General features: G+C 70.6%; 24 protein-coding genes. 11 read left to right on the plus strand and 13 right to left on the minus strand.

Annotated elements, in window-relative coordinates:
* From ABFJ78_RS44245 to ABFJ78_RS44265, 5 genes are all read right to left on the minus strand, one after another.
* Complete coding sequence (locus ABFJ78_RS44245) at positions 1-990, minus strand: NAD(P)/FAD-dependent oxidoreductase (RefSeq protein WP_436393432.1); 990 nt, start codon at positions 988-990, stop codon at positions 1-3.
* Positions 991-1,057: 67 nt separating this feature from the next.
* A complete protein-coding gene (locus tag ABFJ78_RS44250) occupies positions 1,058-1,705 on the minus strand; it encodes a TetR/AcrR family transcriptional regulator (protein WP_436393433.1) in 648 nt (215 codons plus the stop codon).
* A 53-nt stretch (positions 1,706-1,758) separates the two neighbouring features.
* Positions 1,759-3,060 (minus strand): lipase family protein, encoded by a 1,302-nt coding sequence (locus tag ABFJ78_RS44255; RefSeq protein ID WP_436393434.1) that lies wholly within the window; start codon positions 3,058-3,060, stop codon positions 1,759-1,761.
* Positions 3,061-3,152: 92 nt separating this feature from the next.
* Entirely contained in the window at positions 3,153-3,605 is a 453-nt protein-coding gene (locus ABFJ78_RS44260; protein WP_436393435.1) for an OsmC family protein, read from the minus strand.
* Complete coding sequence (locus ABFJ78_RS44265; protein WP_436393436.1) at positions 3,602-4,234, minus strand: GntR family transcriptional regulator; 633 nt, start codon at positions 4,232-4,234, stop codon at positions 3,602-3,604. The genes ABFJ78_RS44260 and ABFJ78_RS44265 overlap by 4 nt, the downstream gene beginning before the upstream one ends.
* Before the next feature lie 78 nt (positions 4,235-4,312).
* Here ABFJ78_RS44265 and ABFJ78_RS44270 point away from each other — a divergent pair, with 78 nt between their 5' ends.
* Complete coding sequence (locus tag ABFJ78_RS44270; RefSeq protein ID WP_372663804.1) at positions 4,313-5,710, plus strand: class II fumarate hydratase; 1,398 nt, start codon at positions 4,313-4,315, stop codon at positions 5,708-5,710.
* A gap of 57 nt (positions 5,711-5,767) precedes the next feature.
* On the opposite strand, the gene ABFJ78_RS44275 is transcribed toward ABFJ78_RS44270, so the two are convergent.
* Positions 5,768-6,793: an aldo/keto reductase gene (locus tag ABFJ78_RS44275; protein ID WP_436393437.1), complete on the minus strand. Its 1,026-nt coding sequence runs from the start codon at positions 6,791-6,793 to the stop codon at positions 5,768-5,770.
* An 86-nt stretch (positions 6,794-6,879) separates the two neighbouring features.
* On the opposite strand from ABFJ78_RS44275, the gene ABFJ78_RS44280 reads away from it, so the two are divergent.
* The 5 genes from ABFJ78_RS44280 (at position 6,880) to ABFJ78_RS44300 (ending at position 12,358) form a co-directional block, all read left to right on the plus strand.
* Positions 6,880-7,743, plus strand: coding sequence for a helix-turn-helix domain-containing protein (locus ABFJ78_RS44280; RefSeq protein ID WP_436393438.1), 864 nt, complete (start codon positions 6,880-6,882; stop codon positions 7,741-7,743).
* A gap of 51 nt (positions 7,744-7,794) precedes the next feature.
* Complete coding sequence (locus tag ABFJ78_RS44285; RefSeq protein WP_436393439.1) at positions 7,795-9,474, plus strand: PstS family phosphate ABC transporter substrate-binding protein; 1,680 nt, start codon at positions 7,795-7,797, stop codon at positions 9,472-9,474.
* 40 nt (positions 9,475-9,514) lie between these two features.
* Positions 9,515-11,047 (plus strand): ATP-dependent DNA ligase, encoded by a 1,533-nt coding sequence (locus ABFJ78_RS44290; protein ID WP_436393440.1) that lies wholly within the window; start codon positions 9,515-9,517, stop codon positions 11,045-11,047.
* A 160-nt stretch (positions 11,048-11,207) separates the two neighbouring features.
* Positions 11,208-11,648 (plus strand): hypothetical protein, encoded by a 441-nt coding sequence (locus ABFJ78_RS44295; protein ID WP_436393441.1) that lies wholly within the window; start codon positions 11,208-11,210, stop codon positions 11,646-11,648.
* A gap of 89 nt (positions 11,649-11,737) precedes the next feature.
* Positions 11,738-12,358: a Pr6Pr family membrane protein gene (locus ABFJ78_RS44300; protein WP_436393442.1), complete on the plus strand. Its 621-nt coding sequence runs from the start codon at positions 11,738-11,740 to the stop codon at positions 12,356-12,358.
* Here the strand turns inward: ABFJ78_RS44300 and ABFJ78_RS44305 are convergent.
* Complete coding sequence (locus tag ABFJ78_RS44305; protein ID WP_436393443.1) at positions 12,330-13,538, minus strand: NADH:flavin oxidoreductase/NADH oxidase family protein; 1,209 nt, start codon at positions 13,536-13,538, stop codon at positions 12,330-12,332. The genes ABFJ78_RS44300 and ABFJ78_RS44305 overlap by 29 nt on opposite strands.
* A gap of 97 nt (positions 13,539-13,635) precedes the next feature.
* Between ABFJ78_RS44305 and ABFJ78_RS44310 the strand changes: the two genes are divergently transcribed.
* Entirely contained in the window at positions 13,636-14,259 is a 624-nt protein-coding gene (locus ABFJ78_RS44310) for an MBL fold metallo-hydrolase (protein WP_436393444.1), read from the plus strand.
* Positions 14,260-14,289: 30 nt separating this feature from the next.
* Here ABFJ78_RS44310 and ABFJ78_RS44315 read toward each other — a convergent pair whose 3' ends face one another.
* Both ABFJ78_RS44315 and ABFJ78_RS44320 read right to left on the minus strand, forming a co-directional pair.
* Entirely contained in the window at positions 14,290-14,784 is a 495-nt protein-coding gene (locus tag ABFJ78_RS44315) for a hypothetical protein (RefSeq protein ID WP_436393445.1), read from the minus strand.
* Entirely contained in the window at positions 14,778-15,245 is a 468-nt protein-coding gene (locus ABFJ78_RS44320; protein ID WP_436393446.1) for a DUF309 domain-containing protein, read from the minus strand. The genes ABFJ78_RS44315 and ABFJ78_RS44320 overlap by 7 nt, the downstream gene beginning before the upstream one ends.
* A 44-nt stretch (positions 15,246-15,289) precedes the next feature.
* Here ABFJ78_RS44320 and ABFJ78_RS44325 point away from each other — a divergent pair, with 44 nt between their 5' ends.
* On the plus strand, positions 15,290-16,729 hold the full coding sequence (locus tag ABFJ78_RS44325; protein WP_436393447.1) for a GuaB1 family IMP dehydrogenase-related protein: 1,440 nt from the start codon (positions 15,290-15,292) through the stop codon (positions 16,727-16,729).
* A gap of 39 nt (positions 16,730-16,768) precedes the next feature.
* Here ABFJ78_RS44325 and ABFJ78_RS44330 read toward each other — a convergent pair whose 3' ends face one another.
* Positions 16,769-18,061: a PhoH family protein gene (locus ABFJ78_RS44330; RefSeq protein ID WP_436393448.1), complete on the minus strand. Its 1,293-nt coding sequence runs from the start codon at positions 18,059-18,061 to the stop codon at positions 16,769-16,771.
* A 723-nt stretch (positions 18,062-18,784) separates the two neighbouring features.
* On the opposite strand from ABFJ78_RS44330, the gene ABFJ78_RS44335 reads away from it, so the two are divergent.
* Entirely contained in the window at positions 18,785-19,033 is a 249-nt protein-coding gene (locus ABFJ78_RS44335; RefSeq protein WP_086683841.1) for a hypothetical protein, read from the plus strand.
* A 70-nt stretch (positions 19,034-19,103) separates the two neighbouring features.
* Here the strand turns inward: ABFJ78_RS44335 and ABFJ78_RS44340 are convergent, their stop codons facing one another.
* Positions 19,104-19,880, minus strand: a complete 777-nt coding sequence (locus ABFJ78_RS44340; RefSeq protein WP_436393449.1) for an isoprenyl transferase — start codon at positions 19,878-19,880, stop codon at positions 19,104-19,106.
* Between the two features lie 113 nt (positions 19,881-19,993).
* Here ABFJ78_RS44340 and trhA point away from each other — a divergent pair, with 113 nt between their 5' ends.
* Entirely contained in the window at positions 19,994-20,635 is a 642-nt protein-coding gene (gene trhA, locus ABFJ78_RS44345; RefSeq protein WP_436393495.1) for a PAQR family membrane homeostasis protein TrhA, read from the plus strand.
* Between the two features lie 198 nt (positions 20,636-20,833).
* Here the strand turns inward: trhA and ABFJ78_RS44350 are convergent, their stop codons facing one another.
* A complete protein-coding gene (locus ABFJ78_RS44350) occupies positions 20,834-21,307 on the minus strand; it encodes a carboxymuconolactone decarboxylase family protein (RefSeq protein ID WP_436393450.1) in 474 nt (157 codons plus the stop codon).
* 294 nt (positions 21,308-21,601) lie between these two features.
* Here ABFJ78_RS44350 and ABFJ78_RS44355 point away from each other — a divergent pair, with 294 nt between their 5' ends.
* Positions 21,602-22,396, plus strand: a complete 795-nt coding sequence (locus ABFJ78_RS44355) for a DUF2382 domain-containing protein (protein WP_436393451.1) — start codon at positions 21,602-21,604, stop codon at positions 22,394-22,396.
* A gap of 46 nt (positions 22,397-22,442) precedes the next feature.
* Here ABFJ78_RS44355 and ABFJ78_RS44360 read toward each other — a convergent pair whose 3' ends face one another.
* Positions 22,443-24,332 carry an acyl-CoA dehydrogenase family protein gene (locus ABFJ78_RS44360; protein ID WP_436393452.1) on the minus strand — a complete coding sequence of 630 codons (1,890 nt, stop codon included), beginning with the start codon at positions 24,330-24,332 and terminating at the stop codon, positions 22,443-22,445.
* Between the last annotated feature and the right edge of the window lie 71 nt (positions 24,333-24,403).

Here is a 24,403-nt window from a genome sequence, read left to right on the forward strand (position 1 = left end):
CTATTCGGCGTTGCTCGAGTGGCCCGGGAACAGGTGCGCGTCCGGGTCGAGCGCGACGGCGATGTTGTTGACGGCCGTCGCCGCCTCGCCGAAGCCGGTCGCGATCAGCTTCACCTTGCCCGGGTACGCGGCGACGTCGCCCGCGGCGTAGACGCGTTCGCGCGCGGTCGCCATGGTCGAGTCGACGGCGATGGCGCGGTGGTCGATCTCCAGGCCCCAGCTTTCGATCGGGCCGAGGTCGGCGGTGAACCCGAGCGCCGCGACGACGGCGTTGGCCGGCAGCCGCTCGTCACCGGCGCCCTTGATCGAGACGTCGACCGCTTCGAGCGAGCCGTCGGGTGCTTCGACGAACCGCGTCACCTCCGCGTCGGTGATGATCCGGGTGCCGAGCTCCCGCGCCTGCCGCACGATCGACTCCGCGGCGCGGAACTTGGCGCGGCGGTGCACGAGCGTCACGCTCGCCGCGACCGGGTGCAGGGCGAGGATCCAGTCGAACGCCGAGTCGCCGCCGCCCACGACCACGACGTGCTGCCCCGCGTGCGCCTGCAGCGACGGGACGAAGTGGACCATGCCGCGCCCGAGCCAGCCGTCGCCGGCGGGCAGCGGGCGCGGCGTGAACTCGCCGATGCCCGCGGTGATCAGCACGGCGCCCGCGCGCAGGGTTTCGCCGCCGTCGAGGGTCAGCTCGACCTGCTCGCCGACGGTCTCCAGCTTTTCGGCCTTGCGCCCCAGCAGGTACTTCGGCTGCCACGGCGCGGCCTGCTTCACCAGGCCGTCGACGAGGTCGCGGCCGCGGACCTCGGCGAACCCGCCGACGTCGTAGATCATCTTCTCGGGGTACATCGCGGTGACCTGGCCGCCGGGCTCGGGCAGCGAGTCGACCACCGCCATCGAAAGGCCGCGGAACCCGGCGTAGTAGGCGGCGAACAGGCCGGTCGGGCCCGCGCCGATGATCACGAGGTCGTAGGAGTCCCCAGGAACTTCAGTCATGCTCGCTCCAGCCAGTGGTGGATGGCGGTGATCGAGAACACAGCCGATCCTAGCCCGGCCGGGCGGCTCAAGCGGGGATGTTCCGGTGCCCGAGCAGGCCGAGCAGCCAGGTGTGCCGGATCGCTTCGCGAGCCCGGTCGTAGGCCTCGTCGGTGGCGAGCCAGATGGCCTGGGTGAGCAGCTCGATCGTCGCGGCGACGACGGTGCGCGCGGTGAACGGCGGCGGCAACGGCACCGTTGGATCCGTTGTGTGCAACCACGCGGCCGTCCGGTCGAACACCGCTTCACTCGCGCGCAGCACCTCTTCGCGCGCTTCGAGGCCGGCGTCGCCGAGGGCGTAGATCTCCAGGAGGACCGCCCGGGTGGTCACCGGACGGCGGCGCACGTAGCCGACGACGAAGCCGCCGCACGCCGCGACCGCGTCCAGCGGGGCCGGTGCCTCGGCCGCCACCGCGACACCCTGCTCGAGGAACTGCCCGGTCACCGCCCGATAGGCGGCCAGGAACGCGGCCTCCTTGCCGGTGAACTGCTCGTAGAACGACGTGCGGGACACACCGGCCGACCCCGTGATGTGGCCGACCGTCGTGGCGGCGTAACCGCGTTCACCGACGTTGACCAGCACCGCTTCGACGAGCCGGGCGCGCTGCGCCGCGGCCACTTCTTCCCGGCTGAGGCTGTGCGGCCCCTTGGGGAGCCGGCGGTCCTGGGTCCTCATCCGCGGCACCGTACCCGGCGGACCGGTCGCGGTGACCGGTCCGCCGGAGTGCGTCAGGCCGGCTGCTCCGGAGCCAGCGAGTTGCCCGCCGGGATGCGCCCGCAGCTCGACGGCGCCGACCGGCCCGCGAACCGGTCGGCCAGCCAGCCGATCGCCGCCGGCGCCCACGCCGCCGCGCCGCCGACGTGGCTCAGCAGGTCGTACTGCTGGTACTCGATCGACCCGTTGCCGGTGGCGCAGTACTGGCGGGCCAGCGCCCGGACGTCACCGGCCACCATCACGCCGTCCCCGGTGCCGATGCCCGGGAGGTTGCTCGTGGTGCCTTCGAGGAACCCGGCGTTGCCCTGGGCGATGAACCCGGGGACCGACGGGGTCGGCGCGGATCCGATGTTGACCTTGTTCACCGCGTCGACGAAGGGCGGTACCGAGTTCGGGTTCGCGTACTCGGGTTTCGCGATCTTCTGCCACGTCAGCCCCGGGTACCGGCCGAGGGCGTTGATGATCGACGCGTGCTCCAGCTCGTCGAGCACCTTCAGCCCGTACTCGCTCGCGTACGGCCGCAGGTCGATGCCGAAGCCGCGCGCGACGCCGATCAGCGCCATCGGGATGACGCCGGACCAGACCGGGCTGCCGCTGACGTACTTGAGGTTGTGCGCGGGGTCGACGAGCACGCCGCCTTCGGTGAAGCCGACGAGGTTCGCGTTGACGTCCGGGGCGTAGCCCGGTGCCAGCGCGGCCGCCCAGCCGGTCGCGATCGCGCCGCCCGAGTAGCCGAGGAGCCCGAACTTCGTGCTCGTGGTCATCCCCGTCGCGGGCGAACTCGTCGCGGCGCGGATCGAGTCGAGGGTGTTCGTGCCGTACTCCGGCCCGGCGGCGAAGTTCGCGGTCTGCCCTTCGGTGTCGGGCACGACGACGTTGTAGCCCAGCAGCAGCGACGGCAGGAGCAGCAGCGACTCGCCGTTGGGCAGGAGGCCGCCGAGGGTGACGTCGCCGGCGATCGCGCGCGACGGCGCGTCCGCGGGGTCGAGCGAGTCGTAGGCCGACTGGTACGACACGGCTTTCGTGCTGTCGCCGGTGATGCTGCGGACGACCGAGGTGACGTTGGCGGCCGGGCGGCCCTGCGCGTCGGTCGTCCGGTAGAGCAGCTGGACGGCTTTCACCGGCGTCGCGAGCCCGACGACGTGGTAGTTCAGCGTCCGGGTCTTGAGGACCGTCCCGGGCGCGTAGGACGACAGGGGTTCGCTGCCGTCGTAGCTGTAGAAGGAATCGGACGACGCGGCGGCGGCCGGGCTCGCCGGAGTGGCGGCGAGGGTCAGGGCCAATGCGGCGGCGAGCGCGGCTGAGCGAGCGATCATGACTCCCCTTTGAATCATGAAGTGGATCACGCGGATCGCCGTAACCTACCAGCGAGTAGGTGTGGTGTACAGCCGCGTACACGATCGGCGGGTCACCGCACGACGGGCTCGTGGCGCACGGGGAAGTTCACCGAATTCGCGATGAAGCACTGGTCGTGGGCATCGTGGTGCAGCGCGGCCGCCTTCTCGCGCATGCTCTCCTCCGCCACCGTCACCTCCGGACGCAGGACGACTTCGGTGAAGCGGCCGCCGTGAGCGCCGTCCTCCCGCATGGTGCCGCTCGCGTGGTCGGCGTACCCGGTCACCACCACGCCGGAGCGGGCGCACACCGACAGGTACGTGAGCATGTGGCACTGCGACAGCGTCGCGACCAGCAGGTCTTCGGGGTTCCAGCGGTCGGCGCTGCCCAGGAACGCGGGGTCGGCGCTCGCCGTCAGCGTCGGCTTGCCCGCCGCTTCGACGTCGTGGTCGCGGGCGTAGCCGCGGTAGCTCACGGTTTCGCCGGTCCAGCGAACCGTGACTTCGTAGCGGTGTTCCCGGCTCACTTTCCGGCTCCTTCCAGTGCGGACATCGTCGACAAGACGTGCTGCCGGGCGAGCGCGGCGGCGTCTTCGGGCCGCCCGTCGGCGATGGCCGCGACGAGGCGCCGGTGCTCGTCGTCGACTTGGCCGGTCCGGGCGGGCGCGGCCAGTGATGCCCGGGTGGAGACGATGATCCGGTCCCACAACCGCTCCAAGGCCTCGGCCGCGGGAGGGTTGTCGGCGAGCCGCGCGATGTGCCCGTGGAAAGCCCGGTTACGCCGGACGCCTTCGGCGAGATCGCCGCTTCGGGTCGCGCGGTCGGCTTCGGCCGCGAGGTCCTTCAAGCGCGCGAGATCGGCCGGCGCGAGTTCTCCGGAGAGCTGGCGGGTCGCCGCCAGTTCGGCGGTCAGCGCCTCCAGCGCGGCGCGGACGAGGTAGGCGTCCTGCAGGGCTTTCGGGTCCAGCTCGACGACCGTCACACCGCGGCGGGCGGCCTCGACCAGGCCGTCGCTTTCCAGCCGCCGCAACGCTTCCCGCACCGGCGTGCGGCTGACGCCGAGCCGGTCGCACAGCTCCTGCTCCGTCACCGCCCGTCCCGCCGGGTAGGCGCCGAGCACGATCAGGCCGCGCACGTCTTCGTAGACCGAACTCACGTATCCAATGTATACAAAGCTCTCCGGGGTGCGCAACGCCACCACGCGATGACCGCCGAAGAGGTCCAGAATCGGGGTATGGCTGACGAGGAATACCGGATCGAACACGACACCATGGGCGAGGTCCGCGTGCCGGCCGCCGCGCTCTACCGCGCGCAGACCCAGCGGGCCGTCGAGAACTTCCCCATCTCCGGCCGGGGCCTGGAACGCGCCCAGATCCGCGCGCTCGGCCTGCTCAAGGCCGCCGCCGCGCGGGTCAACCTCAAGCTGGGCGTGCTCGACGCCGACGTCGCGAACGCCATCGCGGCCGCCGCCGACGAGGTCGCCGAGGGCGCCCACGACGCGCACTTCCCCATCGACGTCTTCCAGACCGGCTCCGGGACGTCGTCGAACATGAACGCCAACGAGGTCATCGCGACCCTCGCCAGCCGCGCGCTCGGCACGGACGTGCACCCGAACGACCACGTCAACGCGTCGCAGTCGTCGAACGACACGTTCCCGACGACCATCCACGTCGCCGCGACCGAGGCCGTGACCAAGGACGTCATCCCCGCGCTCGAGTACCTGGCCGGCGCGATCGAGGTCCGTGCCGCGGAGTGGGCCGACGTCGTGAAATCCGGCCGCACGCACCTGATGGACGCCGTGCCGATCACGCTCGGCCAGGAGGCCGGCGCGTGGGCGTCGCAGATCCGCTTCGGCATCGAGCGGCTGAAGTCGGGCCTGCCGCGCCTCGGCGAACTGCCGATCGGCGGCACCGCCGTCGGGTCGGGCCTCAACGCGCCGGACGGCTTCGGCTCGTCGGTCGCCGCGGAGCTCGCCACCGTGACCGGCCTGCCGCTGACCGAGGCCCGCGACCACTTCGAGGCGCAGGCAACGCAGGACAGCGTCGTCGAGACGTCCGGGCACCTGCGCACGGTCGCCGTGTCGCTCAACAAGATCGCCAACGACCTGCGCTGGCTGGGCTCCGGCCCGCGCACCGGCCTCGCCGAGCTGGCGCTGCCGGACCTGCAGCCCGGCTCGTCGATCATGCCGGGCAAGGTGAACCCGGTGATCCCGGAGGCGACGCTGCAGGTCGTCGCGCAGGTGATCGGCAACGACGCGGCCGTCGCCTTCGCCGGCGCGGCCGGCAACTTCCAGCTCAACGTCAACCTGCCGGTGATCGCGCGGAACGTCCTCGAGTCGGCGCGTCTGCTCGCCGCGGTGTCGCGCCTGCTGGCGGACAAGGTGTTCGCGGGCATCACGGTCAACACCGAGCGCACGCGCACCTACGCCGAGGGCTCGCCGTCGATCGTGACGCCGTTGAACAAGTACATCGGCTACGAAGAGGCCGCCGCGGTCGCGAAGCAGGCGCTCAAGGAGCTGAAGACGATCCGCGAGGTCGTCATCGAACGCGGGTACGTTCGCGACGGAAAGCTCACGGAAGAGCAGCTCGACGAAGCGCTCGACGTCCTCCGCATGGCCCGCGGCGGCAAGTGAAATCCGCGTGAGGTGCCGCATCTTTCGTAGGGAAAGTGACGCTTCGGGCGTGACCCGCTACCGCCGGCGCAGGCGCTTGTCCGCCAGCGCCGGCGGGGTGTAGTCCTTCTCGGCCGGGTTCAGGTCCGTGCCCGGCGGGACGATCTCGTCGATCCGGTCGAGCACGTCGCCGTCCAGTACCAGGTCCGCGCCCGCCAGGAGGTCGTCGAGCTGCTGCGGGGTCCGCGGGCCGATGATCGCCGACGTCACGCCCGGGTGCGCGCGGACGAACGCCGTCGCGAGGTGGGTCATCGGCCGGCCCAGGTCGTCGGCGATCTTCTTCAGCCGCGCGATCGCCTCGAACTTGACGGCGTTCTCCGGCAGCGCCGGGTCGAACTTGTGCGCCTGCAGCGTCCGGCGGCCGTCCGAAAGGTCCACATCGGACGGTTTCGTGTACTTGCCCGACAGCCAGCCGCTGGCCAGCGGGCTCCACGTCAGCACGCCCATGCCGTACTTCCGCGCCGTCGGCAGCACCGCCGCCTCGATCGCCCGGTTGAAGATCGAGTACGGCGGCTGCTCCGCGCGGAACCGCGTCAGGCCGCGCTTTTCGGCCACCCACTGGGCTTCCACGATCTGCTCGGCCGGGAAGTCCGACGACCCGATCGCGCGGACCTTGCCGGCGCGCACGAAGTCCGTGAGCGCCGAAAGCGTTTCCTCGATGTCGGTCGTGGGGTCCGGCCGGTGGACCTGGTAGAGGTCGACGTAGTCGGTGCCGAGCCGGCGCAGGCTGTCGTCCAGCGCGCGGGTCAGCCAGCGCCGGGACAGCCCGCCCTGGTTGGGATCGGCCCCCATCGGGAAGAAGGCCTTGGTGGCCAGCACGACCTCGTCGCGGCGGCCCTTCAGGGCCTTGCCGACGATCTGCTCGTTCTCGCCGTCGGAGTACATGTCCGCGGTGTCCCAGAAGTTGACGCCGGCGTCGAGCGCCGTGTGCAGCATCCGGACACCCTCTTCGTGATCGGGGTTGCCCCACTTGCCCAGCATCATCGCGCCGAACGCGTACTCGCTGACCGAGATGCCCGTACCGCCAAGAATTCGTCGTTCCATGGGCTCCACCCTGCTGGCGGGAAAAGCACCGGACCAGGTCACGCTCGACCTGGGTCTGCCAGTACCAGGCGGGGGATACTGGAGGCATGAGTGACGCAGCCGAGCTGGGCGCCTTCCTGAAGGCGCGCCGCGCCGCCCTGGACCCCGCGGACCTGGGCCTGCCGCCCGGGATCACGCAGCGGCGGGTCAAGGGCCTGCGCCGCGAGGAGCTGGCGCAGCTGTCCGGGATCAGCGTCGACTACTACACGCGGCTGGAGCAGGGCCGCGCGAAGAACGTCTCGGACGCGGTCCTCGACGCGCTGGCCCGCGCGCTGCGGCTCACCGCCGGTGAGGAGTCCTACCTGCGCAACCTCGCCGCGCCGAAGCGGCGGGACGAGCGCGCGCCGCAGCGGGTCCGGCCCGAGCTGCAGCAGCTGCTCGACGCGATCCAGGCGCCCGCGTTCGTCTTCGGGCGGTACCTGGACGTACTCGCCTGGAACGCCCTCGGCGGCGCGGTCGCGTTCGCCTTCGCCGACCTCGAAGAGCGCAACATGCCGAAGCTCGTCTTCACCGACGAACGCGCGAAGGAGCTGCACCCGGAGTACGACGCCGTGTGCCGCGAGCTCGTCGCGAACCTGCGCGCGGAAAGCGGACGGCACCCCGGTGACCCGCGGTTCGCGCAGCTGATCGGCGAGCTTTCACTGGCCAGCGAGCAGTTCCGGAAGCTGTGGGCCGAGCACGCGGTGCGGGAGAAGGCGCAGGGGTGGAAGGTGCTGCGCAACCCCGTCGTCGGCGAGCTGCGGCTGCGCTACGAGACGCTGCGGCTGCCCCAGGACCCCGACCAGGGCATGGTCGTCTACCACGCCGAACCGGGGTCGGATACCGAACGCGCGCTCGGCCTGCTGGCCAGCTGGATCGCCGCCGATGAACGGCCGGTGAACACTCGGTCGTCGCAACCCCACGCCGGGTGAGCGCTGCCTAGGCTGCTTCACCTGGGGAGTCAGGGGTAGAGGAGCAGCACGGTGGGCGTCGGCGCGACGATGCAGTCCCTCGCCGAGATCCTCAGCTCGGACTCGGGCAGCCTCGTCCTCGGGCTCGCCGCGCTGGTCGCGATCGCCGCGCCGTTCATCGACCGCTACTTCATCCGCCGGCGGCGGCTGACGTTCCGCGTCCTCTACAACTCCAAGATCGGGCTCTCCCCGATCGACCTGGACGACGGCGAAAACGGCTCCGCGCAGGCGGCCCCGCAGCTCGAACAGGTCGCGCGGCTGCTCGACCGGATGAGCATCGTCGTCATCCGCGTGCACAACACCGGCAGCTTCGACATCGCGCCGGGCGACTTCGAGATCCCGCTTTCGTTCACCTTCGGCAGCCGGATCGTCTGGGACGCTCGCGTGTCGGACGCGACCGACGACGGCCTGCGCCAGCACGTCCGCGACGGCCTCGAGTTCTTCACGCGCGAGACGCCGCAGAAGCCGGTCGAAGGCGTGAAGCTCTCTCGCGTGCGCGCGCTGCTGCCGAAGCGGTTCGCCGGGCTCGCCGCGGCCGAAGCACCACCCGAGGCCCCGGAGTGGCACGGCGTGCGGTTCGCGCGGCTTTCGTTGAAGCGCAAGGAGAAGTTCAAGCTGGTCGTCGTGCTGCGCGAGTCCGACGGCCACGACGGCGAGATCAGCAAGGAGATCGACCACCACGCGCGGCTCGCCGCCGGCCGGATCAAGGACGACCGCAAGCAGCGCCGGTTCGGCTGGCCGGTCATCACGACGGCCGTCGGGGTGCTGCTCACCGGCGCCCTGCTGGCGACGCTGCTCGTCTCGTGGTCGCGGCCGAGCGACTCCGCGCAGTGCGCCACCGGGAAGCTGTCGGTCGAGGGGTCGAGCGCGTTCGTGCCGATCATCGGCAGCATCGCCGCCGAGTACCACGGCCAGTGCGACGGCGCCGCCATCACGACCCGCGCGACCGGCAGCGTCACCGGCGTCCGCGCGCTCGCACCGGTCGACGCGGCGGGCAAGGACGAGCTGGCGGTGCTCTCCGACGGCCGGTCCGGCGAAGCGGGCCCCGACCTGGAGGCGAAGGCCGTCGCGGTGGTCGTGTACAGCCTGGTCGTCAACCGGGCCGCCGGCGTCGACAAGCTGACGACCCAGCAGGTCAAGGACATCTTCAGCGGCCGGGTGCGGAACTGGGACCAGCTGCGGCCGGGGCCGTCGGTGCCGATCGGGATCGTCGGGCGCGGGCAGGAGTCGGGCACGCGCAAGACGTTCGAGCAGAAGGTCCTCGGCGGCGCGGAAGACCGGCTGACGTCGGATTCCTGCCGCAAGCCCGAGCGTGACCCGGCCGCGGCGACCACGCGCTGCGAGCGCGGCACGACCGCCGAGGTGCTCACCGAGGTCGGCGCGGTGCCGGGCGCGATCGGGTACGCCGACGTCCCGGCGGCGAAGACGGCCGCGGCCCGCGACCAGCAGGTGACGGTCGTGCAGCTCGACGGGCACTACCCCGACGTCACGACCGTCGGCGCCGGGTACCGGTTCTGGACCGTCGAGTACCTCTACACGAAGGGCGTGCCGTCGAACGGGAGCGTGCTGAAGCGGTTCCTCGACTACCTGGCCAGCCCGACTGCGCGGGCGGAGCTGCAGGACGCCGGGTACACGCCGTGCGTGGCCAAGGACGGCCTGCTCGACCCCCTCTGCACCAGGCCGGACATCTGACCGACGAGAAATTGTCGGTGGTCCGGGTCATGATGTCCGGGTGTTGCTGAGCGAGTTGGTCCGGGCGTCCGCCGAGCTGGCGGCGACGAGGTCCAGGAAGGCGAAGATCGCCCTCCTGGCCGAAGTGCTGCGCGCCGCCGGGGTCGGTGAGCTGCCCGTGGTGATCGCGTACCTGACCGGGCAGACGGCGCAGGACCGGCTGGGTGCGGGCTGGCGCACCCTGGCCGGGCTGGGCGCCGGTTCGGTGCCGGAACCCGTCGTCACGGTGGCCGAGGTCGACGCGGCGCTCACCGCGGCGGCCGGCGTCGCGGCGGGCACGGGCTCCGCGACGCGGCGGCAGGAGGTCCTGCGGGCGCTGTTCGAGCGGCTCACGAAGGACGAGCAGCAGTTCCTGTTCCGGCTGGTCACCGGCGAGCTGCGGCAGGGTGCGCTGGAAGGCGTGATGGTCGACGCCGTCGCGGCGGCGGCCGAGGTGCCGGCCGAGGACGTGCGGCGGGCGTTCATGCTGTCCGGGAAGCTGGGCGTCACCGGGGTCGCGGCGATGACCGGCGGGCAGGCGGCGCTGGCCGAGTTCCGGCTCACGCTGGGCACGCCGGTCAAGCCGATGCTGGCGTCGCCGGCGGAATCGCTGGACGAAGCGGTCGCCGAGCACGCCGAGGCGATCGTCGAGTACAAGATGGACGGTGCGCGGATCCAGGTGCACCGGCAGGGCGACGAGGTGCACGTCTGGACGCGGACGCTGCGCGAGATCACCGGGAGCGTCCAGGAGCTGGTCGAGCTCGTGCGGGCGCTGCCGTGCGAGTCGGTGGTGCTGGACGGCGAAACGCTCGCCCTGACCGACGCGGGGCGGCCGCGGCCGTTCCAGGACACGATGAGCCGGTTCGGCAGCACACGCGAGGAGCAGGTCAAGGCGCTGCTGCTGCGGCCGTACTTCTTCGACTGCCTGCACCTCGACGGCGTCGACCTGCTGGACGCGCCGCTGTCCGAACGCAACGAGGCGCTGCGCAAGGTCGCCGGGGCGCACGTGATCCCCGGTGAAGTGGGGGTGGCGGGGGCGGCCGCCGTGCTGGAGGCGGCGATGGAGGCCGGCCACGAAGGGGTGATGGTCAAGGACCTGGCGTCGCCGTACGCGGCGGGGCGGCGCGGACGGGCGTGGCTGAAGGTCAAGCCGGTGCACACGATCGACCTGGTGGTACTCGCGGCGGAGTGGGGCCACGGCCGGCGCACGGGCACGCTGTCGAACCTGCACCTGGGCGCGCGCGACCCGGACGGCGGCCCGCCGATCATGGTGGGCAAGACGTTCAAGGGCATGACCGACGAGCTGCTGGCGTGGCAGACGAGGACGTTCCAGGAGATCGAGACCCACCGCGACGACTGGACGGTGTACGTCCGGCCGGAGGTGGTGGTCGAGATCGAGCTGGACAGCGCCCAGGTTTCGACGCGCTATCCCGGTGGCCTGGCGCTGCGGTTCGCGCGGGTGGTCCGCTACCGGCCGGACAAGGACCCGGCGGAGGCCGACACGATCGACACGGTCCGCGGCCTGCTGCACGGCGACCGTTCGGAAGGGAGCTGAAAGCGCTTCGCTGGCAATTCACCGGAACCGGCGGAGTTCGGTTTGTTCGACGCATGATCATGTCGAGATTTTTCCCCACAGAACGGGAAGCCCGCCGCCGCTACGATGCTGCTCCTCGGAAGCCCCGCTCACCTCCCCGAGCGGTCATGGAGGAGTACAAGTGGCAAGCAAGGAACAGATGAAGGCGGCCATCCACGCCGCTTTCGACGCGGCCGTCGCCGACGGGACGAGCTACACGAAGGTGTACGCCGCGGAAATCAAGCAAAAGAACTTCATCGTTTTCCGCACCACCACCGTCAGCAATTTCGCGGTGGGTTTCCGGCCGGGGCAGACCGACCTCGTCATCGTCCCGCTCGACGAAAAGAACGGCGCGATCACCGCGGGCACCCCGCTGACGATCACGGACGCGAACCGGGCGTCGGTCAAGAAGCGCGACCTGCAGGGCCGGTTCGTCATCAAGACGACCGACGGCCAGACCTTCCGGCTCAGCATCATCCCCTCCGTGCCGAAGCTGCTCGCGGCCAGTTACCAGCTGCCCGTCGACCAGAAGGAAGAGTACGAGGCGTTCACCACCCTCCGGGACGCCCTCATCTCGGCCTGACGTTTCGCGTGCCCCGGTGCGGACAGCACCGGGGCACCCCGGTGGAGCGACGCCGGGCCGGGCGTCCACAGTGGAGCTAAGCTCCGGAAATGCGCAGCGAGATGCTCCCCCGCGCCTGGTTCGCGGTCACCGCCGTGGTCGCGCTGACCGGTCTCGTCAGCCAGGTCGTCGCCACCGCCACCGACGCGGACGGCCGGGTCGCGAACCTGCTCTGCTTCTTCACCATCGACTCGAACCTGCTGGTCGCCATCACGTCCGCGCTGGTCGCGCTGGGCCTCGCCCGCGGCCGGGTGTTCACCGTGCTCTGGCTCGACGCGCTCGTCGGCATCATCGTGACCGGCATCGTCTACCAGGTCGCCCTCGCCGGGCTGTACGACCTGCACGGCCTCTCGCTGTTCTCCGACACCATGCTGCACAAGGTCACGCCGATCCTGTTCGTGCTCGGCTGGCTCCTCGCCGCCCCGCGCGGCGTGCTGACCTGGTCCACCGTCGGGTGGTCGCTGCTCTACCCGCTGGCCTGGCTTGCCTTCACCCTGCCGCGCGGCGCGCTCACCGGCTTCTACCCCTACCCGTTCGTCGACGCCGGCGCGCTCGGCTACGGCCAGGTCGCGCTCAACTGCGTCTTCATCGGGCTGTTCTTCACCGCGCTCGCCGCGGGGGCGTTCCTCTACGACCGCCGGCTCACGCCCGCACCCGACGGAACGCGTTGAGCCCGTCGCTGAGCCCGGCCTGGACCAGCGTCGGCAGCGCGCCGCGCCGGTCGACCGGCTTGCCCGCCGCGATCCGGTGCATCTGGCGGGTGTGCCACTGGATCTCCAGCAGGCTGTCGGCCAGCCGCACGCCGGTCTTCGGGCAACGCCGCTCCGCGCGGACGTCCTCGCCGTCGAGCAGCCGCGCCGGCAGCCCCGGGTCGACGATCAACGGCCGCCCGAGCCCGACGACGTCCAGCGCGCCCGAGCGCAGGGCTTCCTCCATCCCGTCCCGCGTCGCGAAGCCACCGGTGACCATCAACGCCACGTCGGACACTGAACGCGCCTTCGCCGCGTAGTCCAGGAAGTACGCTTCGCGCGCCTGCGTGCTCGCCCGTCCGGAGCCCATCATCGCGGCCTCCTCGTACGTACCACCGGAGACTTCCAGCAGGTCGACACCGGTTTCGCCGAGTTCGCGCACGACTTCCAGGGACTCCTCCTCGGTGAAGCCGCCGCGCTGGAAGTCCGCGCTGTTCAGCTTCACCGCCACCGGGACGTCGTCGCCCACGGCCGACCGCACCCGTCGCACGACCTCCAGCAGGAACCGGCGCCGGCGCACCGCGTCGCCGCCCCAGGCGTCCGTGCGCAGGTTCGTCAGTGGCGAGAGGAACTGCGACACGAGGTAGCCGTGAGCGCCGTGGATCTGGACGCCGTGGAAGCCGGCGTCGACGAACGTCCGTGCCGCGACGGCGAAGCGCTCGATGATCGCTTCGATCTCTTCGTCGGTCAACGCGCGCGGAGCGGCGAAGGCGGTCCGGATGCCGCGGTTGCCGAACGGCACGGCGGACGGCGCCATGGGCTCGCGCGAGAGGTACCGCGGGCTCTGGCGCCCGGGGTGGTTGAGCTGCACCCACAGCCGCGCGTCCGTGCCTTCGACCGCGCGCGCCCAGGCACGGAAGCCGGCCGGGTCCGCGGTCGCCGTGACGTTGCGCGGCTCGCCGAGCGCGGCCGGGTCGACCATGACGTTGCCCGTGACCAGCGTCCCGGCGCCGCCGCGAGCCCAGGTGCGGTACAGCTCGTGCAGCTCGCGCGTCGGGGCGTTGCGCCGGTCGCCGAGCTGCTCGCTCAGGGCCGACTTGGCCAGGCGGTTCGGCAGCACGGCGCCGCAGCGCAGCTTCAGCGGTTCGGCCAGGAGCGTCATCGCGTCCCCTCTCGAACTTACTCGAAGTAAGGTGACGCGAGAGTAGCATACCGTCGGTATGTCATCTACCCGCCGAATGACCGTTAGGGTCGCCCCCATGACGGCGATCGTGCAGAACCTGGTGACGTCCGGAACCTTCCAGCTCGACGGAGGCAGCTGGGACGTCGACAACAACGTGTGGATCGTCGGCGACGACACGACGGTGATCGTCATCGACGCGGCGCACGACGCGAAGGCGATCGAGAACGTCGTCGGCGACCGGAAACTGGCCGCGATCGTCTGCACCCACGCGCACAACGACCACGTCAACGCGGCCCCGGAGCTCGCCGCGGCCACCGGCGCGCCGATCCTGCTGCACCCCGACGACCGCGTCCTCTGGGACCAGACCCACCCGGACCGCGCGCCGGACGGCGAACTGAAGGACGGCCAGACGATCACGATCGCGGGCACGGCGCTGCGGGTCGTCCACACGCCGGGGCACGCGCCCGGCGCGGTGTGCCTGTACGCGGAGGAGCTGGGCGTGCTGTTCACCGGTGACACGCTGTTCCACGGCGGTCCCGGCGCCACCGGACGGTCCTATTCGGACTACCCGACCATCGTGAAGTCCATCCGCGAGAAGCTGTTCACGCTCCCGGAGGCGACGAAGGTCCACACGGGCCACGGCGAAGGCACGACGCTCGGCGCGGAGAAGACGGCCTCGAGTGGCTGGGACGCAGCTTAGGAAAGCCGCACTTTCACGTGAAAGTGCCGCTCAGGAGGTGTGCTTACGGGCGACGAGGGCGAACTGCTCGATCGCCCGGTCCAGCTCGACCACGGCGTCCCGGACGGCCGTCGGCAGCACGACCCGGGTGAACTTGCCGCCGTCGTCCGGCTGGTGCCGCACGTGGTGCAGGTCCATGTCCTTCCGGCGCACTTCCCTCGCCGCCTCCACGAGTTCTTCCGGCCCGCTCATCACCAGGAGCCCGAGCAGGGACCGCATCTCCGCCCGCACCGTGTAGTACTCGTCTTCGTAGCCCGTGACCCGCTCGGCATCGGCGTCTTGGCGGTGGCTGACGTTGATGCTGACCAGGTGCTGCCGCGCCCGGGCGGCGGCTTCGATGTACTTGCCACAGCGTTCGGCGCGGTCGTGACGCAGCTTCGCGCGCCGCGCCGCGTTGAGCTTCAGCGGTTCGAGCAGCGCGCCGAGCGTCACGCCGATCAGCGACGCCACCGCGGCGATGCCCGCGGCCCCGACCGCCGTCAGCACGTCAGCCGTGGCGCGCTCGGCGACACCCTTACGCGCTGCTTCGCCTCTTCGGCCAGCGCGAGCGCCCACTGCTGCAGGCCGGCGACGTCGATGCCGTGCGGCGGCTCGCTCCGGAACGGCTCGATGTTCGCCGCCCCGCGCTCCAGCAGGGACACCGCGCCGACGTTGTTGCCGCGCGCCGCGTGCGTCAGCCCCACCGCGAGCTGGGCCAGCCCGCGCCACAGTTCGCGGTCGGGGCCGTCGGTCGTCTTCCACGCGTCCTCGAAGACCTCGTGCGCGTGGAACGGCTTGCCGTCGTCGAGCAGCCGCTGCGCCTCCGCAAGCGTTTGCGACGGCGTTCTCTCGATGCCTTCGGGCTGGCGCTCGACGCCGTCGGCGCCGTACGGCAGCGGCCGGCCGAGGCCGTCGCGCGGCCGTGCGTTGCGTGCCCGTCCCTCGGTGTCCCGGTCGCGGCGGCTCATACCCTGAGATCCTGCCACGGGCCCGGCAGGTAGTCTGGGGACTCGTGCGTTTCCTCGACGGCCACCGGCCCGCCCACGACCTGACCTACGACGACGTGTTCCTGCTGCCGAACCGTTCGGACGTGGAGTCCCGCTTCGACGTCGACCTCGCCACCGCGGACGGCACCGGCGCCACCATCCCGATCGTCGTCGCCAACATGACCGCGGTCGCCGGCCGGCGGATGGCCGAGACCGTCGCCCGCCGCGGCGGGCTGGTCGTGCTTCCCCAAGATGTGGACAGTCACGCCGTCGCGGAGATCGTCGGCTGGGTGAAGAGCCGGCACACCGTCTGGGACACCCCGCTGGTGCTGACCGGCGGTGACGCCGTCGCCGACGCGCTCAACCTGGTCCACAAGCGCGCCCACGGCGCCGTCGTGGTCGTCGACGGCGAAGGCCGCCCGGTCGGCATCGTCGACGAAGCGGCCTGCGCGGGCGTCGACCGCTTCGCGCGCCTCGCCGACGTCGCGCAGCCCGCGACCGTGGCGGTGCCGCTGACCACGCCGTCGCGCGAGGTCTTCGAGCAGCTGCACAGCCACGGCGCTTCGCTCGCGCTGGGTCTCGACGCCGACGGCCGCCTCGCGGGCGTGCTGACCGCCGTCGGGGCACTGCGCGCGGACATCTACACCCCGGCGGTCGACGACGCGGGCAAGCTGCGCGTGGCGGCCGCGATCGGCGTCAACGGCGACGTCGCGGCGAAGGCCGAAGCCGTGCTCGGCTCCGGCGTCGACGTGCTGGTCGTCGACACCGCGCACGGTCACCAGGAGAAGATGATCGCCGCGCTGAAGGCCGTCCGGTCGGTGTCGCCGAAGGTCCCGGTGGTCGCCGGGAACGTCGTCACCGCGGAAGGCACGCGCGACCTGATCCAGGCGGGCGCCGACGTCGTCAAGGTCGGTGTCGGGCCGGGCGCGATGTGCACGACCCGGATGATGACCGGCGTGGGCCGCCCGCAGTTCTCCGCGGTCGCCGACTGCGCGGCCGCCGCGCGCGAGCTGGGCAAGCACGTCTGGGCCGACGGCGGCGTGCGCCACCCCCGCGACGTCGCGCTGGCGCTGGCCGCGGGCGCGTCCGCGGCGATGGTCGGCTCGTGGTTCGCCGGCACCTACGAATCCCCCGGTGACCTGCGGTTCGACGAGCAGGGCCGGCCGTACAAGGAGTCGTTCGGGATGGCGTCGAAGCGCGCGGTGGGCGCGCGGACGCGGACGGACAACGTCTTCGACCGCGCCCGGAAGGCGCTGTTCGAGGAGGGCATCTCGTCGTCGCGGATGGCGCTCGACCCGCAGCGCCCGGGCGTCGAGGACCTGCTGGACTCGATCGGCTCGGGTGTCCGCTCGTCCTGCACCTACGCGGGCGCGCGCACGCTCGAGGAGTTCCACGAGCGCGCGCTGCTGGGCGTCCAGTCGGCGGCCGGCTTCGCCGAGGGCCGCCCGCTCCCCTCGGGCTGGTGACGAGCCGGGGCGGCGCGAGTGCGCCGCCCCGGAGTCGCCTCAGCCGTGGTCTTCCAGCATTTCGGTGACCAGGGCGGCGATCGGCGACCGCTCCGAGCGCGTCAGCGTGACGTGCGCGAACAGCGGGTGGCCCTTCAGCTTCTCGATCACCGCCGAGACGCCGTCGTGGCGGCCGACGCGCAGGTTGTCGCGCTGGGCGACGTCGTGCGTGAGCACCACCCGGGACGCCGTGCCGAGCCGCGAGAGCACCGTCAGCAGGACGTTGCGTTCCAGTGACTGCGCCTCGTCGACGATGACGAACGTGTCGTGCAGCGAGCGGCCGCGGATGTGGGTCAGCGGGAGCACCTCGAGCATGCCGCGGTCGAAGACCTCGTCGAGGACGTCCTGGCTGACCAGCGCGCCGAGGGTGTCGAACACCGCCTGCGCCCACGGCTGCATCTTCTCGCTCTCGGACCCGGGCAGGTAGCCGAGGTCCTGGCCGCCGACCGCGTAGACCGGCCGGAACACCACGACCTTGCGGTGCTGGCGGCGTTCCATCACCGCCTCGAGGCCGGCGCAGAGCGCGAGCGCCGACTTGCCGGTGCCGGCCCGGCCGCCCAGCGACACGATGCCGACGTCGGAGTCGAGCAGCAGGTCGAGCGCGACGCGCTGCTCGGCGCTGCGGCCGTGCAGGCCGAACGCCTCGCGGTCGCCGCGCACCAGCCGGATGCGCTTGTCCGCCGTGATCCGCCCGAGCGCGCTGGAGGTGCCCGCGAGCAGCCGCAGCCCGGTGTGGCAGGGCAGCTCGGCGAGCTCGTCCATGCCCCACTCGACGGGGTCGACGGTGCTGCCGCCGAACAGCGCGTCCAGCACTTCCTGCTGGACGTCGACGTCCGCCATGCCGGTCCAGCCGGACGGCGTCACCTCCTGCGCGCGGTACTCGTCCGCCTCGAGACCGACGGCCCCGGCCTTGACCCGCAGCGGGATGTCCTTCGTCACCAGCGTGACCGCCGCGTTCTCCGCCGCCAGGTTGAGCGCGCAGGCGAGGATGCGGTGGTCGTTGGAGTCGGTCCGGAACCCGGACGGGAGCACCGACGGGTCCGAGTGGTTCAGCTCCACCTGCAGCGTGCCGCCGTGGTCCCCGATGGGGAGCGGCGAGTCGAGCCTGCCGTACTGCCGGCGCAGGTCGTCGAGCATGCGCAGGGATTCCCGGGCGAACCAGCCGAGCTCCGGGTGGTGGCGCTTCGCCTCCAGTTCACTGATGACGACCAGCGGAAGCACGACGGCGTGCTCGGCGAACCGAGTGACCGCCCACGGGTCCGAAAGGAGGACCGACGTGTCGAGCACGTACATGTGCTGCTGGGATTCGGGCGAGGTCGAGGCTTTCTCCGGGCCAGGAACGGCACCGGTCGAAGAGTGGCCAGAGGCCTTACGGGGCAAACGCTGCGCAGTCACGACGGCATCTCCCTCGAGGGCGTGTGCACCTCACGCCCGCACTCGCTGGGCCGGGCACCTCCCTGGCTGGACCACTCCCTCTGACCGGTGGGTCAGGTGGCGCGGCCACGAGGGCCGGGTGCCGGCCCCCTCGTGCGTCTCGTGGGCGGCTGCGCCGCCCCCTCGATCACCGTCACGACCAGGGCCTCCCGCGAGGACCCGCACGGAACGCGTGCCCTCTCCTCGGAAGGTACCCACGAATGCGGGATCGCGCAGGGAGCCAACACGGTGATTCGCCAGATCGTCACCTCACTGTCGGTCGCCCGACATCGACGCCTCGTGACGACTACCCTGCGTCATCAGCCTCTCGAACGGTGCACACTCGTCGGAATGATCTTGGGAAAATTGCTGACCCGTCGTATTCACAAGATCGATTGACGAGCTTCTACCACGTTCGGTCGAGTGGCGCATTTCACGTGGCCAATAGAGAACCGGTCCGAGTGAAAGCGCCTGCTCCAGGCTCACACAATGGGCGTACAACCCGGACGAGACGCCAGTTCGACAGGTAATTTTCTCACTGCGGGACACACCACCGGACCCCCGGTGCCCCAATCCCAACAGTTCTACCTAGGAGTGTGCGAAGTGCTGAAGAAGGCTGGTTTCGTCGCGGCCACCGCTGCGGGCCTCATGATGATCGGCAGCACCGCGTTCGCCGCGACGGGCGACACGACGGGCACCCCGGACCCGACGTTCGGCGACGCCTACGCCACGTTCATCGAGGGCGGCGGCGCCCTGGGCTACGGTGCGGCCTCCCTGGTCGCGGGTGCCTACACGGGCATCGCCACCACCCCGGCGCTGATCCTCCACTCGCTGGAGCACCACCACCACTGAGTGTGGCTTGCGAAGGGGCCCCGGAGTTCGCTCCGGGGCCCCTTCGGCGTCTTCAAGAACGTCAGGGACCTCAGGAACCGAAGCGGCGGTGGCGCCAGGCGTAGTCGCGCATCGCGCGCAGGAAGTCGACGCGGCGGAATGCCGGCCAATACGCTTCGGTGAACCAGAATTCCGAATGCGCGGACTGCCAGAGCAGGAATCCGGAAAGCCGTTGTTCACCCGAAGTCCGGATGATGAGGTCCGGATCCGGCTGCCCCGACGTGTAGAGGTGCTCGGAGATGTGGTCGACGTCGAGGATCTTCGCGAGTTCGTGAATGGTCCGGCCCTCGTCGGCGTGCTGGAGCAGCAGCTTGCGCACGGCGTCCGCGATTTCCTGGCGCCCGCCGTAACCGACCGCGACGTTGACCTCCATCCCGGTCCGCCCCTCGGTGCGCGCGGCGGCTTCGCTGAGTCGCTTGGCGACGTCGCTGGGTAGCAGGTCGAGCGCGCCGACGATCCGCAGCCGCCAGCTCTTGCCGGGCGCGGCCAGCTCGTCGGTGACGCCGGTGATGATCTTCAGCAGCGGGGTGAGCTCGTCCGGGTCGCGGTTGAGGTTGTCGGTCGAGAGCAGCCACATGGTGACGACCTCGACGTCGGCCTCCTGGCACCAGCTCAGGAAGTCCGCGATCTTCTTCGCCCCGGCGCGATGGCCGTCCGAAACGTCCGTGAAACCCGCTTCACGGGCCCACCGGCGGTTGCCGTCGAGCATGATGGCGATGTGCCGGGGATGCCGGCCGGCGGCCTGCTGGATGAGGCGTCGGCCGTAGACGCTGTAGACGACGTCGGACAAGAAGGAACGCACGCTCACGTGGAGGAAGCCTACGCACCCGGTGTGAGGCGCGTGACTCGACCGCTGCCGGGGAACCTACGGTCCCGTAACCTGGAGGGGTGAGCGTGAAGACGGAACCACCCGAGCCCGTAGTGGACCTCCGCCCGCGGTTGCGAGGCCACATCCACTTCTGGACGTTCTTCGGTGCCTTGGCCGCGGTGGCGGCACTGGTCGTCCTCGCGGCGTCCACTGTGTCCCCGCTCGCGACGCTTTCGACGTCGGTCTACGGGTTGACGATCCTCGGCTTGTTCGGGGTCAGTGCGTTGTACCACCGGCGGTTTTGGAGCCCGCGGGCTTACAAGTGGATGAAGCGTGCCGACCACTCGATGATTTTTCTTTTCATCGCGGGGACTTATACGCCGTTCACGTTGTTGGCCATGTCTCAGCCGACTGGGTATGTGATCTTGTCGATCGTCTGGGGTGGGGCTGTTCTCGGGGTTGCCCTCAAGATGCTTTGGCCGCATGCTCCGCGGTGGGTTGGGGTGCCGATCTACATCGCCTTGGGGTGGGTTGCCGTTTTCGTCTTCCCTGAGTTGCTGGCGCATGCTGGGGTGGCCGCGCTTGTGTTGCTTTGCGTTGGTGGGTTGTTTTATACGCTTGGTGCCGTTTTTTACGCTGTCAAGTGGCCTAACCACTGGCCGGATACCTTTGGGTACCACGAGTTCTTCCATGCCTGCACCGTTTTGGCTGCCGTTTCGCATTACATTGCCATTTGGCTGGCCATGTACGCCTAGCGGCTTGCCTTGGCATGCCCTTCATCCCGATCTCCTTATTGTGACTACGGCCGGCGGCACCGCGTCAAGGCGGGAAAGCGTGCCTTGACCCGGCGTCGCCGGCCGTGTTCGGGCTTTGGATCGGGATGCAGGGGCGGGTCTGGATTCCTGGTGCCCCCTTTTTGCTGCCGGCTGCCCGTTTTCCTGCTGCTCTTCTTCTCAGCCGAACATGCCTGGCTGGTACTCGCCTGCCGGATTCTTGGCGATCACGTTCAGGCGGTTCCACGTGTTGATCTCCGCCACCAGGCACACCAGCGCGCCGATCTGCTCTTCGTCGTAGTGCTTGCGGATCTGCTCCCACGTCTCGTCCGATACGCCCTCGTGGTTGTCCGCCAGGCGCGTTCCCTCCTCCGCCAGGGCCAGGGCCGCGCGCTCTGCTTCCGTGAACACCACCGCTTCGCGCCACGCCGCCACCATTGCCAGGCGGACCGCCGTTTCGCCGGCCGCCGCCGCGTCCTTCGTGTGCATGTCGAGGCACATTCCGCAGCCGTTGATCTGGCTCGCGCGGATCTTCACCAGCTCCTGCGTCGCCTTCGGGAGGGAGGACTCCTCGATCGGGCGGGAGGCCGCGATCAGGCGCTTGAAGAACTTGCTCGTGACCTCGTTCTCGAACATGTTGAACCGCGGTTCCATGACCGTTTCCCTTCGTCGTTGCCTACCCCCTTGACGAGGTCCGCGACCACGTTGTGACAACGCTGGAAGTGGCGCCGGTCACATCCACACCTTCGCGCCATCACCCACCGTCTTGATCACCGCTTACACACCCCGCCCGACCTGCGGAGATTCCCCGGAACTTGCCAGCGGACGGCGTCTCAAACCACCACTTTCCGGGGTCACCCACGGGAACACCACGACGGTTGCCGTGATCACCCGCGCGTCCCACCGTGGCTCCTACAGACACCGACGCGCGAAAGGAGCAGCACCGCGATGGCCAAGACCATGCAGCCCCAGGAGCTCATCGACAGTGCCGTGGTCGACCCGGCCGGGAACAAGCTCGGGAAGGTCGGCAACGTCTACCTCGCCGACGCCACGCACCAGCCGGAGTGGATCACCGTCAAGACCGGCCTCTTCGGCACCAAGGAGAGCTTCGTCCCGCTCTCCGGCGCGCACACCGACAAGGACGGCGTGCACGTCCAGGTCGACAAGGACGCCGTCTCGGACGCGCCGCGCATCGACGCCGACGGGCACCTCTCGCCCGAGGAGAGCACCCAGCTCTACCAGCACTACGGCCTGCCCGTGCCGCGGACGTCGCCGGACGGGCGGATGGGCGACCGGACGCAGGGCCGGGATCCCGCCATGGGTGGCCGCGGCCGGGCCGGCATGGACGCCGGGACGACCCGCGGGAAGTCCGACCAGGACGCCATGACGAGGTCGGAGGAACGGCTGAACGTCGGCACCGAGCAGGTCGAGACCGGGCACGTGCGGCTGCGCAAGTACGTCGTCACCGAAGAGCAGCAGGTCACCGTCCCCGTGCGGCACGAAGAGGTGCGCATCGAGCGCGAGCCGATCAAGGACGGCCGGGCCGGGGGCGACATCGGTGAGGCCGAACAGGACGTCGTCCTGCACTCCGAGAAACCCGTCGTGCGCAAGGAAACCGTGCCGGTCGAACGGGCGCGGCTGCGCAAGGAGACCGTCACCGACGAGCAGACCGTCTCCGGCAAGGTCCGCAAGGAACAGTTCGAAGTGACCGACGACGAGGGCAAGAAGCACCGCCGGTCCTGACGAACGCGCGGGGGTGGCCGGTTCCCGACACCGGCCACCCCCGTCGTCATGCCCGCAGCATCGGCGCCGCCAGGAACTGGTCCGGGATGGCGAACGCGTCCACCAGCGCCCGCGCGTGGGGGCGCAGCTGGGCGCACAGGCCGTTCACCGCCGCGGTCACGGCCTTTCCGCGCGACGCCGTCAGGCGGCCGTGACCCAGGAACCAGGCCAGATCCTCCTCGATCGCCGACAGGGCGTAGAGGTCGCAGACGCGCTCCAGCAGCGCTCGGGCGTCCGGATCTTCGCAGCGCTCCACCGCCGCCGCGAACGCCTCCAGCACCAGGCGCTCGACGTGGACACGGCCCGCGCGCAGCACGTGATCCTGGGCCGCGTTGAACACCCCGAACGGGTCCGACGCGGCCTTGCGCAGGCGCTTCGCCACGCCCTCCACAACGTGCTCCTCGCGGTCTTCGAACAGCCTCAGCTGCCACTCGCGGCGGAAGAAGACGTCCGAGTCGGACCCTTCCGTGAGCGACTCGAGCGCCTTGCGCACCGACGTCCGCTCCAGGAGCGTGTGGACCACCTGGTCGGTGAAGAACCGGGCCGTCGCCAGCGGCGAGAGGTCCTCGAAGTCCTGCTTGTAGCTGGTCAGCAGGCCTTTCGCGACGAGCTGCAGCAGCACTGTGTTGTCGCCTTCGAACGTCGTGAAGACGTCCGTGTCGGCTTTCAGGCCCGGGAGGATGTTCTCCGCGAGGTAACCCGCGCCGCCGCACGCCTCGCGCGCCGCCTGGATCGTCGCCGTCGCGTGCCACGTGTTCAGCGCCTTCAGGCCGGCCGCGCGCGACTCCAGCTCGCGCTGCTCCTCCTCCGGTGCCGACGAGTCGATGTCGTGCAGCTTCGACACCAGCTCTTCCTGCGCGAAGTGCAACGCGTACGTCTTCGCCAGCGCCGGCAGCAGCTTCCGCTGGTGCCCGAGGTAGTCGAGGATGACGACCTCGTCGCCGTCCGGCGTCGTGAACTGGCGACGCTGCTCGCCGTAGCGGATCGCCACGGCCAGCGCGCGCTTCGTCGCGCTCCCCGCGCTGCCGCCGACGCTCACCCGGCCGCGGATCAGCGTGCCCAGCATCGTGAAGAACCGGCGGCTGTCGCTCTCGATCGGGCTCGAGTACGTCCCGTCCTCGGCGACGTCGCCGAAGCGGTTCAGCAGCGCCTCCCGGGGCACCCGGACGTTGTCGAAGCTCAACCGTCCATTGTCGACACCGTTCAGGCCCGCCTTCGGGCCGCAGTCCTCGATGGACACTCCCGGCATCGGCGCACCGGACTCGTCGCGGATCGGCACCATGAACGCGTGCACGCCCCGCGATTCCCCGCCGGTGACCAGCTGCGCGAACACCACCGCCATCCGGCCGTCGCGAGCCGCGTTGCCGATGTACTCCTTCTGCGCCATGGCGTCCGGCGTGTGCACGACGAACCCGCCGTCGGTGAAGGTCGCCGTCGTGCGCAGGTGCTGGACGTCGGAACCGTGGCCGTGCTCGGTCATCGCGAAGCAGCCGAGCAGGCGGAGGTCCATGATCTCGCGCAGGTACCGCGCGTGGTGGCGCTCGGTGCCGAGCAGCTGGACGGCGCCGCCGAACAGTCCCCATTGGACGCCGGCCTTCACCATCAGCGACAGGTCGCCGTAGCCGAGCAGCTCGAACGACGTCACCGAGCCGCCGACGTCGCCACCGCCTCCGTACGCCGGGTCGAAACCCAGGCCGGGCCGGTCGGTCTCGGCGAGCGCGCGCAGCTGGTCGAGCACCTGGGCGCGGTGCGCTTCGACGCCGAGGTCCACCGGGTCCCGGAACTCCGCGCCGGCCATCTGCGCGCGGACCCCGCGGCGCAGCTCGGCCCAGCGGCCGTCGAGGACGGTGGTCAGCGCGTCCGGATCCACCTTCGAGGGCACTTCGGGAACGTCCACGGCTACCTCCGGAAAGGACTGACGGCAGGCTTCCTACTCGTTGGTAGTAAGCCTGCCGCAGCCGCGCCGAT

The sequence above is a fragment of the Amycolatopsis sp. MEPSY49 genome, from assembly GCF_051337345.1.
Classification (GTDB): Bacteria; Actinomycetota; Actinomycetes; order Mycobacteriales; family Pseudonocardiaceae; genus Amycolatopsis.